Origin of the sequence: Actinacidiphila sp. bgisy167 (assembly GCF_965342175.1) — a bacterium.
Classification (GTDB): Bacteria; Actinomycetota; Actinomycetes; order Streptomycetales; family Streptomycetaceae; genus Actinacidiphila.
Map to the genome: position 1 here is coordinate 25027 of NZ_CBDRBL010000069.1, position 11905 is coordinate 36931.

Annotated in this window: 13 protein-coding genes; 3 read left to right on the forward strand and 10 right to left on the reverse strand. The window is 73.2% G+C overall.

Going from position 1 to position 11905, the window contains the following annotated elements:
• Positions 1-122: 122 nt before the first annotated feature.
• The 3 genes from ACRWND_RS23285 to ACRWND_RS23295 form a co-directional block, all read right to left on the reverse strand.
• Positions 123-782, reverse strand: a complete 660-nt coding sequence (locus tag ACRWND_RS23285) for a response regulator (protein WP_431952489.1) — start codon at positions 780-782, stop codon at positions 123-125.
• Positions 773-1948 (reverse strand): MacS family sensor histidine kinase, encoded by a 1176-nt coding sequence (macS, locus tag ACRWND_RS23290; RefSeq protein ID WP_431952491.1) that lies wholly within the window; start codon positions 1946-1948, stop codon positions 773-775. The genes ACRWND_RS23285 and macS overlap by 10 nt, the downstream gene beginning before the upstream one ends.
• Before the next feature lie 178 nt (positions 1949-2126).
• Entirely contained in the window at positions 2127-2837 is a 711-nt protein-coding gene (locus ACRWND_RS23295) for a lysophospholipid acyltransferase family protein (RefSeq protein WP_431952493.1), read from the reverse strand.
• A gap of 130 nt (positions 2838-2967) precedes the next feature.
• Between ACRWND_RS23295 and ACRWND_RS23300 the strand changes: the two genes are divergently transcribed.
• Both ACRWND_RS23300 and ACRWND_RS23305 read left to right on the forward strand, forming a co-directional pair.
• Positions 2968-3753, forward strand: coding sequence for an alpha/beta hydrolase (locus ACRWND_RS23300; RefSeq protein WP_431952495.1), 786 nt, complete (start codon positions 2968-2970; stop codon positions 3751-3753).
• Positions 3746-4318 carry a hypothetical protein gene (locus tag ACRWND_RS23305; protein WP_431952497.1) on the forward strand — a complete coding sequence of 191 codons (573 nt, stop codon included), beginning with the start codon at positions 3746-3748 and terminating at the stop codon, positions 4316-4318. Before ACRWND_RS23300 ends, ACRWND_RS23305 begins: the two co-directional genes overlap by 8 nt.
• 14 nt (positions 4319-4332) lie before the next feature.
• On the opposite strand, the gene ACRWND_RS23310 is transcribed toward ACRWND_RS23305, so the two are convergent.
• From ACRWND_RS23310 to ACRWND_RS23335, 6 genes are all read right to left on the reverse strand, one after another.
• Positions 4333-5097 (reverse strand): endonuclease/exonuclease/phosphatase family protein, encoded by a 765-nt coding sequence (locus ACRWND_RS23310; RefSeq protein WP_431952499.1) that lies wholly within the window; start codon positions 5095-5097, stop codon positions 4333-4335.
• A gap of 272 nt (positions 5098-5369) precedes the next feature.
• On the reverse strand, positions 5370-6311 hold the full coding sequence (locus ACRWND_RS23315) for an ROK family glucokinase (protein ID WP_431952501.1): 942 nt from the start codon (positions 6309-6311) through the stop codon (positions 5370-5372).
• Between the two features lie 132 nt (positions 6312-6443).
• Positions 6444-6848, reverse strand: a complete 405-nt coding sequence (locus tag ACRWND_RS23320) for a DUF5304 family protein (protein ID WP_431952503.1) — start codon at positions 6846-6848, stop codon at positions 6444-6446.
• 74 nt (positions 6849-6922) lie between these two features.
• A complete protein-coding gene (locus ACRWND_RS23325; RefSeq protein ID WP_431952505.1) occupies positions 6923-8152 on the reverse strand; it encodes an ArsA family ATPase in 1230 nt (409 codons plus the stop codon).
• 1 nt (position 8153) lies between these two features.
• Positions 8154-8597 (reverse strand): SRPBCC family protein, encoded by a 444-nt coding sequence (locus ACRWND_RS23330; RefSeq protein ID WP_431952507.1) that lies wholly within the window; start codon positions 8595-8597, stop codon positions 8154-8156.
• 96 nt (positions 8598-8693) lie between these two features.
• Complete coding sequence (locus tag ACRWND_RS23335) at positions 8694-9461, reverse strand: metallophosphoesterase family protein (protein WP_431952509.1); 768 nt, start codon at positions 9459-9461, stop codon at positions 8694-8696.
• 282 nt (positions 9462-9743) lie between these two features.
• Between ACRWND_RS23335 and ACRWND_RS23340 the strand changes: the two genes are divergently transcribed.
• Entirely contained in the window at positions 9744-11537 is a 1794-nt protein-coding gene (locus ACRWND_RS23340; RefSeq protein WP_431952511.1) for an AMP-dependent synthetase/ligase, read from the forward strand.
• A gap of 115 nt (positions 11538-11652) precedes the next feature.
• On the opposite strand, the gene tnpA is transcribed toward ACRWND_RS23340, so the two are convergent.
• The coding region (gene tnpA, locus ACRWND_RS23345; protein ID WP_431952513.1) for an IS200/IS605 family transposase at positions 11653-11905 on the reverse strand (253 nt) is incomplete at its 5' end.

Here is an 11905-nt window from a genome sequence, read left to right on the forward strand (position 1 = left end):
GGTGGGATGGGCCGTTCGGTGAAATCCCTCGCTCCACTGGGAAGTTGGCGCGCCGATTTCACTCGTCCGGGGGGCGTGCGGCGCGCGTGCGGGCGCGCCCCCGGGGACGGCGCCGGCCGGGGTTACTCGTCGTCCAGTCCGCGTTCGATGGCGTAGCGGACGAGTTCGACGCGGTTGTGGAGCTGGAGCTTGCCGAGGGTGTTCTGCACGTGGTTCTGGACGGTGCGGTGCGAGATGACCAGCCGCTCGGCGATCTGCTTGTAACTGAGGCCCTTGGCGACGAGCCGCAGGACCTCGGTCTCCCGGTCGGTGAGGCGGGGCGCCTCAGGGGTGTCGGCCACGGCCGGGGCCGGGTCGGAGGCGAGGCGGCGGTACTCGCCGAGCACGAGGCCGGCGAGGCCGGGGGTGAAGACGGGGTCGCCCACGGCGGTGCGACGGACGGCGTCGAGGAGTTCCTCGCGGCCGGCGGACTTCAGCAGGTAACCGGTGGCGCCGGACTTCACGGCTTCCAGGACGTCCGCGTGCTCGCCGCTCGCGGAGAGCACCAGCACCCGCAGCGCGGGGTTGTCGGCGATGACGTCCTTGCAGACCTGGACGCCCGACAGGCCCGGGAGGTTGAGGTCGAGGACGAGCACCTCGGGCATGGCCGCCTTGGCGCGCCGCACCGCCTCCGGGCCGTCCCCGGCGGTGGCCACCACCACGTACCCGGCCTCGGTGAGGTCGCGGGCGACCGCGTCCCGCCACATGGGGTGGTCGTCGACCACCATCACCTTCACGGCCATGACCCCAATCTCCTCCCTCGTTTCGCGAGCCTCAACTCGACTTCTGTCCCCTGCCCGGGCACCGACACCACGTCCGCCGTGCCGCCGAGGTCCCGGAGCCTGCCGCGGATGGACTGGGCGACCCCGAGCCTGCCCTCGGCCTCGGCGGCGGCGAGGCGGCCCTCGGGGATGCCGGGTCCGTCGTCGCGGACGCTGACCAGCACGGCGTCGGGTTCGTCCTCGACCAGGATCCAGGCGTGTGCGTCCTCGCCGGCGTGCCGCCGGACGTTCTCCAGGGCGGCGCCGACGGCGCCGGCGAGTTCGCGGGCGGCGCGGGCCGGGACGAGGACGGGGGTCCCGGGGGCGGAGACGGTGACCCGGGCGCTGCCGTACGCGGTGAGCAGCGCGCGCAGGTCGCGGGGCGCGTCCGGGTCCTCGCCGGTGTCCGCGTCGACGGGGGCGCCGTCGCGCGGCGAGGGCAGGGCGGCGGCCCCGTCGGTGACCAGGGCGCGCAGGGCGGCCTCCTGTTCACCCGCCATGCGGCCGAGCGCATCCGCCTCGCCGCCGATCTCGGCGCCGCGGCGCTGCACCATGGCGAGCACCTGCAGCACGTTGTCGTGGATGTCGCGGGCCAGCCGCTCCCGCTCGCGGGTGGCGGCCTCGATCTGCAGGGCGCGGGCGAGGGTGCGCTCGCTGGCGCGGGCGACCTCGACGACGTATCCGATGGCGATGCTGGCGATGGCGACCAGCAGCACGTTGTGAAGGGTGTCGCGAGCCGCGGTGCCGCGCTCGACGAGGTTGGCCGCGCCGACGAGGCAGGAGGCGGCCGCCGCCCAGCGCCAGCCGCCCTTGACGGCGAAGGCGAGTACGGAGCCCGCGGTCCAGATCGAGGGCAGGGTGGGGCCCCCGTCGAGGATGCGCTGGTGGGACTCGACGAACGGGGTGAGGAGAATGCCGGTGAGGGCGACACCGAGGTCGGCGACGAGGAACGGCCGGGTGCAGCGCCGGGGCGAGCTCACCTTGCCGGTGGTCGCCAGCGTCCACACCGCGAGCACCGCCATGTAGGCAGCGCCCGCGAGGGGGTGTGCGTGCTCGCGGTAGGCGACGGCGTAGAGCCCGACGGCGTACGCGGCGGTCAGCAGACGGTAGCCGGTGAGGGCGCGCCACAGCGGCTGCTCGACGGACATGCGGGGGGCGCGTGCGGGCGGTGCGGCGGTCGGCCCGCCGGTGCTCCGTCCGGCGGGGCCGGTGCCGGCCCCAGTCGCGCCGCTCCTGCCCCCACAAGCGCCTGGCTTCCCCCCGGTCGCGCCGGACCCCTCCCCTGCCATGGGCCTCCCCCGTCCCCCGTCCCCCTGGCGCGTCCGGCTAGGACCCGCCCTGCTGCTGCTTCGCCGCCTCGGCGATCTGCCGCTTGGCGGCGGTCGCGTAGATGTCCACGTACTCCTGGCCGGAGAGCTTCATGATCTCGTACATCACCTCGTCGGTGACCGAGCGCAGGATGAAGCGGTCGTGCTCCATGCCCATGTAACGGCTGAAGTCCAGCGGCTTGCCGATCCGGATGCCGGGGCGCATCAGCTTGGGCATCACCTGGCCGGGCGGCTGGATCTTCTCCGTGTCGATCATGGCGACCGGGATCACGGGAGCGCCGGTGGCCAGCGCGATGCGGGCCAGGCCGCCCGGCTTGCCGCGGTAGAGGCGGCCGTCGGGCGAGCGGGTGCCCTCGGGGTAGATGCCGAAGAGCTCACCCGACTCGATGACCTTTATCCCGCTGTTGATCGCCGCCTCGCCGGCGCCGCGGGCGCCGGAGCGGTCCACGGGCAGCTGGCCGACGCCCTTGAAGAAGGCGGCGGTCAGCTTGCCCTTGATGCCGGGCGTGGTGAAGTACTCGGCCTTGGCGATGAAGGTGACCTTGCGGTCGAGCACGGCGGGCAGGAAGAAGGAGTCCGAGAAGGACAGGTGGTTGCTCGCCAGGATCGCCGGTCCCTGCTTGGGGACGTGCTCCAGCCCCTCCACCCACGGCCGGAAGGCGGCTCGCAGGGGATGGCCGATGGCGATCTTCATCACGCCGTACAACAAGCGATGACCTCCTGAGTCTGACGGGAAGACCTTAACGCCAGATCCGCCGGTGCTCTCCCCCCGTCTCGGCCGTCCGCGTACTGTGAGGTATCTCTTTCGCGCATTCCACCGAACACACGGGAGACGTACGGTGCCGCTGATGCCCGGAGCCGAGCCCTACCGCCACGACGGCGGTGCGTTCGGCGTTCTGCTGTGCCATGGGTTCACCGGCACACCGCAGTCCCTGCGGCCGTGGGCCGAATACCTCGCCCAGCGGGACCTGACCGTGTCCGTGCCGCTGCTGCCGGGGCACGGCACACGCTGGCAGGACATGCAGCAGACCGGCTGGGAGGACTGGTACGCGGAGGTCGACCGGGAATTCCGCGCCCTGTCCCGGCGCTGTGACCGCGTGTTCGTCTTCGGAATGTCCATGGGCGGGGCTCTGACCCTGCACCTGGCCGCGCAGCACGGCGCCGCGGTCGGCGGCGTCGTCCTGGTCAACCCCTCGGTCAAGGCCGACAGCCACCAGCTGAAGGCCGTGCCCCTGCTGCGCCACTTCGTCCCCTCCGTGCCGGGCATCGCGAGCGACATCGCCAAGGAGGGCTCCGAGGAGGTCGGCTACGACCGCACCCCGCTGCGGGCCGTGCACTCGCTCACCCACTTCTGGAGGTTGGTGCGGCACGAGCTGCCGCAGGTGACGCAGCCGCTCCTGCTGCTGCGCAGCCGGGTCGACCACGTGGTGCACCCGTCGAACTCGGCGGTCGTGCTGAGCCGGGTGTCCTCGACGGACGTCACGGAGACGGTCCTGGAACGCAGCTACCACGTCGCGACGCTGGACCACGACGCGCAGACGATCTTCGAGCAGTCGTACGCCTTCGTGGAGCGGCTCTCGGGTGCGGGAGAGCAGGCGGAGAAGGAGGACGCGGCCAGTGGCTGAGCCAGAGGAGGAGCGCCGGCAGGTGCCGGAGGGCGGCGAGCCGGAGCGCGCGCCGCTGGACGAGGAGTCGGCGTGGGCCGAGCTCGTCGCGGCGTACGAGAAGGACCCCGAGCCCGGGACGGGCTCCTGGCCCGCCGCCGAGGACGTCCCCGCGTCCGACGGCGGCGACGGAGCAGCGGCGGACGGCGAGCGTGAGGGGCGCGATTCCGCGGCGGACCCGTCAGCGCTGCCCTCGGCACCGGACTCGACGCGCATCGTCCTGCACCCCGTGCTGTCCGGTCCCCGCGACTACGAGCTGGACGAGGACGACGACGAGGGCCACTACGTGCCGCCGGAGCCGCCACCGCTCCCGGAGGCGGACGTGACGACGAAGTTCGCCTGGCTCGCCGCCGTCGGCGGTCCCCTGCTGATCTTCGGTTTCGTCCTCTTCCGTGAGCCGATGCCGTGGTGGGCGGTCACCGTCGGCGTCGGCGGCTTCCTCGGCGGCTTCGGCACCCTGGTGACGCGCATGCGTCCGGGCGGGGACGAGGACGACGACCTTCCGGGCGGCGGCGCCGTCGTCTGACACGGCGACCGTCGTCAGGCGGAGGCGGGCACCCTGAGGGCGGCCAGGACGGGAAGGTGGTCCGTGGCCGCCCTCAGATCGTGCGGGGTGACGCCGGGCAGGCCGTACGGGACCCCGCAGCCGAGGACCTCCACCCCCTCGGTGGTGAAGATCGCGTCGATCCGCTGGTGCGGGTCGTACGGGGTGGAGGTGTGCTCGCCGCCCCAGGGCCGGACGGCCCAGGCGTCCTGCAGGGCGTCGGCAAGCAGGCGGAAGGTGCGGCCGTGGGGGCGGTCGTTGAGGTCGCCGCCCACGACCGCGTGGGCCTCGCCCATGGCGGCGAGCCGGTCGAGCAGCATGCCGCCCTGGTCGTAGCGCTCGCGGGCCTGCAGGGAGAGGTGGCAGCTGACGACGGACAGGCGGGCGCCGCCGACGCGCACCACGGCGGTGGCGAACCCGCGCCGGTGCAGGCCGGGTGTGCGGGGCAGCAGCACGTCCTCGGCGCGTTCGACATGCACACGCAGCGAGGACAGCACGAGCGGGCCGGTGGCGGTGGCCCCGCCGGTGACGGCGACCAGGCCGCTGGCGCGGGCGAGGCGGGCGACGGCCTTGCGCCAGCGGAAGAAGCGCGGCGCCTCTTGGAGCAGTGCGAGGTCGGGGTCGCAAGCGCGGATCACCCGGGCGAGTGCCGCGGTGTCGTCGCGCATCGAACGGATGTTGTAGCTGAGCACGCGGACGACGGCAGAGCCGTCCGGCTCGGTACGGGATGCCGGCAGTCCCGGCAGCGGGCCCTCGCTCACGGGCCCACGATAGCGGGGAGGCCGGGCGGCGCAGGAGGGGCGGCGCAGGAGGGGCGGGAACGGCGGGCTGCCGCCGGAACCCGGCCTGCCCAGCCCAGCCCAGCCCGTCCCGGACCCTGTCCTGCTCGTGCTGCCTGTCCTGCCCGTGCTGCCTGTCCTGACGCCGAACGACGCGAGCACCACACGACGCAGGACCGCCCACCGACGCCGGCGCCCCCGCACCCCGACCGAGGGCACGAGGGCGCCGGCACCGTACGGGCGACCTCCGGAGGCTATCCCTGGCGGGCGAGGTCGGCCGCGCCGACGAGCCCGGCCTGGCCGCCGAGTTGGGCGGCGAGGACCTGCGCGTGCGGCCGGTACTGGCCGCCGACCAGCCAACGGCGGAAGGACTTGCGGATGGGCTCCAGGACGAGTTCGCCCTCGTCGGAGACACCGCCGCCGACGATGAAGGCGGAGGGGTCGAAGAGCGAGGCCAGGTCGGCCAGGCCGGCGCCGGCCCAGCGGGCGAGCTCGCGGAAGGAGTCGACGGCGACCTTGTCGCCCTCGCGCGCGGCGCGGCTGACGTGCTGGCCCTGGATGCCCTCGGGCGTGCCGTCGCCCAGCGACAGCAGAAGCGCGGCGTTCTCCGGTTGGGCGACGGCCCGCTGCTTGGCGTAGCGCACCAGTGCGCGGCCGGAGGCGTACTGCTCCCAGCAGCCCTGGCTGCCGCAGCCGCACAGCAGGCCGTCGGGGACCATGCGGATGTGGCCGAACTCGCCGGCCGCGCCGAAGCGGCCGCGGCGCAGCTTGTTGCCGATGATGATGCCGCCGCCGAGGCCGGTGCCCAGGGTGATGCAGATGACGTCGTCGTGGCCCTGGCCCGCGCCGAAGCGGTACTCGCCCCAGGCTGCGGCGTTGGCGTCGTTCTCGACGACGACCGGCAGCCCGACGCGCTGCTCGACCTTGTCCTTCAGCGGCTCGTGGCGCCACCGGATGTTGGGCGCGAAGAGCACGGTGGCGCGCTTGTCATCGACGTAGCCGGCGGCGCCGATGCCGACGGCCTCGACCGTGTGGTTGGCGCTGACGTCGTGCACCGCTGTCGCGATGGCATCGACGACACCCTCGGAGGTCTGCGGGGTCGGCACCTTGACGATCTCGAGGATCGCGCCTTCCTCGTCGACCACGCCGGCCGCGATCTTCGTGCCGCCGATGTCGACGCCGATGGTGAGTCCCATGTGTCCCTCAGTAGTCGGTCGATCCCCGCTGCGTCCAACCGTACCGGAGGGCAGGGCACGCCCTGTCCGGGCCCGGTGTTTCACGCCGGGTCCGCGTCGCGCCGCCGTGGCGCCGCTGTGTCGTGGCGCCGCTCAGTCCAGGTCGATGCGCTCGCTGGGCGGGGTGTCCCCGCCGGAGGTCCAGCGGCGTTCCTGCCCGCTCACTGCGGCGCGGTAGGCGGCCAGCAGCTCGGCGCCCGCGGCCGCGAGGTGGTCGAAGACCTCGGGGTTGCGCTCGACGATCGGCTCCACGGCCTGCTTGACCTGGGAGATCAGTCCCTGAGCCGCCATCTCGGCGGCGGGGTTGCGGAGCATCGACAGCCGGTCCGTGACGGCTTCCGCCAGGCGCCGCAGTTCCTCGCCCGCGCTGCCGGGGGTCTGGCCGCTCTGCTGCCGCCGGCGTGCGTTCTCGGCGGCGATGTCCTCCGCGCTCGCCTTGGCCCAGGCGTCGGAATGGGTGTCGTCGGGGCGGGCCGCGCGGTCCGTGGATTCGCTCATGGTGGCTCCGTAAGGCTCCGGCTTGGTACCAACGACGGTACCCGAACGGGGGCGGCGGTATCAGTGTTCGCTGTTCAGCGGGGCCAAAGACCGGGATCCGGGACGAACCGGACCTGCAGGGAGCCGTCGCGGAGCGCGGCGCCGGCCACGCTGCAGCGGCGCAGCGCGGAGGGCAGCGGGAGGATGCGGCGGTGCCCCTCGGCGTCGACGACGAGTTCGTCGCCCCGGCGCACGAGGTCGACGGTCTCGCGTGTCGCGCCCGGCAGCGGCAGCCGCCACAGGAAATGGCCCTCGTCGGCGAGCCGGTCCTCGGTGCTCCACGGCAAAGCCGCGGGGCCCTCGGGCGCGTCGCCGGGCGGCTGGGCGGCGAGCCGGGCGAGGTCCCCGGCGCCGCGCGGTTCACGGCCGAGGTGGGGCACCTCGTGCAGCGCGGTGGGCGTGCCGGCGAGTTCCGCGCGCAGGGCGCGCACTTCCTTGCGGCGGTGGCCCGCCAGTTCGGCCAGCCACGGGTCCGGCGACCCGTCGGGCAGCAGCCGGTTGACGACGACCGCCTCGAGGCGATGGCCGTACAGGGCCAGTCCGGTGCGGGCCCGGCGCACCGCGTCGGCGGCGTGCGCGCCGGGGGCCACGACGAGCCGGACCGTCGTGGCCGCGTCCTCGATCACGGCCTGGGCGGCGGCCAGTTCGCGGTCGGCGCGGGCGGCGGCCTCGTAGGCCCAGGCGCCGGGCGCGGGCACGCCGGCGAGCTGGGCGAGGACGGGGCGCAGGGCACGGGCGGCCTGCCGTTCCCGCGGCACCAACCGGTCGATGTAGCGGCGCAGTTGCGCGGGCAGCGCCAGCGCGGCGAGGGCTTCGTGGACGGGCGGGAGGTCGACGACCACGAGGTCCCATCCCCCGGCGGTGTCGCGCAGGGCGCGCAGCAGCGCGAAGGCGTCGGCGCCGGGGAGTTCGGTGAGTTCCTCCGGGTCCAGCGGCGCCGCGCCGAGCAGGTCGAGCAGGGAGCCCAGGCGCTGCTGCACGGCTTGGGCGTCGGCCCGGAAGGCGGCGGCCGCGTCCAGGCGCCCGGCCCACAGGCCGGGGACGGACGGGACGGGGGCGATGCGCGGGGCGGCCCCGGCCTCCCGCCGTTCACCTGCGCCCTCGGCAGGGGCGGGCGCCGGTTCCAGCACTCGTTCCAGGGAGGCGTCGCGGTCGGTGGAGAGCAGCAGTACGCGTCGTCCGGGCGCGCTCGCGGCCACGGCGGTGGCGGCGGCCACTGTCGTGCGCCCGGCGCCACCCGTACCGGTGACCAGCAGTGTCCGCACGTCAGCCCTGAGACTCGACGCGCTTCTTGAGGCCGGCCAGGGCGCGGTCGATGATGACCTTCTCGGCCTTGCGCTTGATCATGCCGAGCATGGGGATCTTGACGTCGACGGTCAGCTGGTAGGTGACCTCGGTGCGCTTGCCGTCCTCGAGCGGGGCCAGGACGTAGGCGCCGTCCAGGGTGCGCAGCATCTGGGACTTGACCAGGGTCCAGCGGACCTCGGTGCCGCCGACCCAGGTGTAGGCGAGGGTGTGGTCGTCCTTGATCGCGCCCGCGTCCAGGAGGAGCCGGACCTGCTCGGCTCGGCCGTCCCCGCCGGTGGAGAGGATCTCGGCCTCCTTCACCTCGCCGGTCCACTCCGGGTAACGGGCGAAGTCCGCGATGACGTCCATGACGTCGGCCGGGGCCGCGTCGATCGTGATGCTCGACCTGGTGTGTTCCGCCATCGCCGTGGCCCTCCGGGGCGTCGCGTCGTACCTGCTGTCGTATGTCTGCTGGTGAAGGCTACCGCCTGGTCGGGCGGCCGCAGACCGCCGGGCCGCTCACCACTGCAGGGCCCAGGGCGTTCGGGTGGAGTTGAAATGGCCGACATTCACGCATTCGGTCGTCCCCAGGCGCATCCGCCGCACGAGCGGCTGGTGGACGTGACCGAAGAGCGCGTACTTGGGGCGCGTCCGGCGGATCGCGTCGAGCAGCGCCTCGCTGCCGCGTTCGAAACGGCGGGCGACGGTGTCGTAGCAGAGCTCCGGGACGGCGGGAGGGATGTGCGAGCAGAGAACGTCGACGCGGCCGAGTGCCTCCACCTTGGCGGCGTACGTCTCGTCGTCGATCTCGTACGGGGTGCGGTAGGGGGTGCGCAGCCCGCCGCCGACGAAGCCGAAGACCAGGCCGCCGATCTCGGCGGTGGCGCCGTCCAGCACCGTGGTGCCGGGCCGGGCGTACTCCGGCCAGAGCGCGGGGATGTCGACGTTGCCGTAGGTGGCGTAGGTGGGGGTGGGGAAGGCGGCGAACAGTTCGGCGTACTGCCGGCGCACGGCGGCCTCGATGGCGGTGCGCCGGTCGGTGCCGAGCCCGGCCCACAGCTCGCGGTCGAGGGCGCGGGCCTCGTCCCAGCGCAGCGCCGTGCGCAGGCCGACCATGCGGGAGGCGTTCTCGGCGCCGAACAGGTCGGGGAAGATGCCCCGGGAGTGGTCGGCGTAGTCGAGGAAGAGGATCAGGTCGCCGAGACAGACCAGCGCGTCGGCGCCGTCGCCGGCCTGGGTGAGGGCCTCGGCGGCACCGTGGACGTCACTGACGACATGGACCCGCATGACGATCACTCTAGGACGCGCCGGGCGGCCCCGGGGAGGCGCACCCGGACGCCTCGGTTACCTGCGGGTCACCGAGGGGCTCGACTACGCTTCCGACCAGCGGATCCGCGCCGGGCCGCGGTGCGCTCACCGCGCGTAGAGAACCGTGTCACACAAAACATCTACACGGTGCCCTCTACCGCAGAACTTTACCGGTGGGTAACGTCCAGGCCGACCGTTCCCCGCTCAACCGCACAGCGGACGCAGCCCGCCCCGCAGCCGGCGCCGATGAGGAGCAGCAGTTTGCGCGAGTTCAGCCTTCCGGCTCTCTACGAGGTCCCCGCTGACGGGAACCTGACGGACCTCATCCGCCGCAACGCCGCTCAGCACCCCGATGTTCCCGTCATCGCCCGGAAGACCGCGGCCGGAGACTGGGCCGACGTCACCGCCGCCGCCTTCCTCGCGGACGTCCGGACCGCCGCGAAGGGCCTGATCGCCGCGGGCGTGCAGCCCGGGGAGCGGGTGGCCCTGATCTCCCGCACGCGGTACGAGTGGACCCTCTTCGACTTCGCCGTCTGGAGCGCCGGCGCGGTCACCGTCCCCGTCTACGAGACCTCCTCCGCCGAGCAGATCGAGTGGATCCTCGGTGACTCCGGCGCCGTCGCGGCCATCGTGGAGACCGAGGCCCACGAGAAGTCCCTCGAGTCGGTGCGCGACCGCCTGCCGCAACTCAAGCACGTGTGGCGGATCGAGGGGGGCGCGGTCGAGGCCCTCGGCGCGGCAGGCGCGGACGTCGCCGACGCGACGGTGGACGAGCGCACCTCCCTGGCCACCGCCGACTCGCCGGCCACCATCGTGTACACCTCGGGCACCACCGGACGCCCCAAGGGCTGTGTGCTCACCCACCGCGCGTTCTTCGCCGAGTGCGGCAACGTCGTGGAACGCCTGAAGCCGCTCTTCCGCACCGGCGACTCCTCGATCCTGCTCTTCCTGCCGCTGGCGCACGTCTTCGGCCGGCTGGTCGAGGTCGCCGCCGTCATGGCGCCGGTCAAGCTCGGGCTCGTCGGCGACGTCAGGAACCTCACCGCCGATCTGGCCGCCTTCCGGCCGACGCTGCTGCTGGGCGTGCCGCGGGTCTTCGAGAAGGTCTACAACGCCGCGCGCGCCAAGGCGCAGGCGGACGGCAAGGGGAAGATCTTCGACCGGGCCACCGAGGTGGCGATCGCGTACAGCCGTGCGCTGGACTCGGCGAGCGGCCCCTCGCTGGGCCTGAGGTTCCGGCACAGGATCTTCGACCTGCTGGTCTACGGCAAGCTGCGCGCCGTGCTCGGCGGCCGCGCCGAGTACTCGGTCTCCGGCGGCGCGCCGCTGGGCGAGCGGCTCGGCCACTTCTACCGCGGCATCGGCTTCACGGTTCTGGAGGGCTACGGTCTGACCGAGTCCTGCGCGGCCACCGCCTTCAACCCCTGGGACCGCACCAAGATCGGCACCGTCGGCCAGCCGCTGCCGGGCTCCACCGTCCGCATCGCCGACGACGGCGAGGTGCTGCTCCACGGCGAGCACCTGTTCTCGGGCTACTGGAACAACGAGGCGGCCACCGCCGAGGCCGTCACCGACGGCTGGTTCCACACCGGTGACATCGGGACGCTCGACGAGGACGGCTACATCACCATCACCGGCCGCAAGAAGGAGCTCATCGTCACCGCGGGCGGCAAGAACGTGGCCCCGGCGGTGATCGAGGACCGGATCCGCGCCCATGCGCTGATCGCGGAGTGCATGGTGGTCGGCGACGGCAAGCCCTTCGTCGGCGCGCTGGTCACCCTGGACGAGGAGTTCCTGCCCCGCTGGGCCGCGCAGCACGGCAAGTCCGCCCGCAGTGCAGCCGAGTTGCGCGAGGACCCGGAGCTGCTGGCCGAGGTGCAGTCGGCGGTCGACGACGGCAACGCCGCGGTGTCCCAGGCGGAGGCGGTGAAGAAGTTCCGCGTCCTGGCGACGCAGTTCACCGAGGAGTCCGGTCATGTGACGCCCTCGCTCAAGCTGAAGCGCAACGTGGTGCTGCGGGACTTCGCGGACGAGATCGCCGCGATCTACCGCTGATCTTGTGAGAGTGCCCCGGCCTTCAGGCCGGGGGTGAATCGCATCTCAGAACTGCTCTGACCTCAACCGTGGGCGCGGGTCCGCACGGTCTACCCGGGCCCACGGTTGGCCGCGCTCAGTCCGGGCGCTTCTGCTGCGCGATGTAGTCCTTGACCACTTGGAGCGGCGCACCGCCGCACGAGCCGGCGAAATATGAGGGCGACCAGAACCGGCCGTGCATGATCGCCCGGTTGACCCGGCCGGTGAACTCCGCGCGCAGGCGGCGGGAGGAGACGCCCTTGAGGCTGTTGACCAGGCTGGCGAGCGCGACCTTCGGCGGGTAGTGCACGAGCAGGTGGACGTGGTCAGCCTCGCCGTTGAACTCCTTC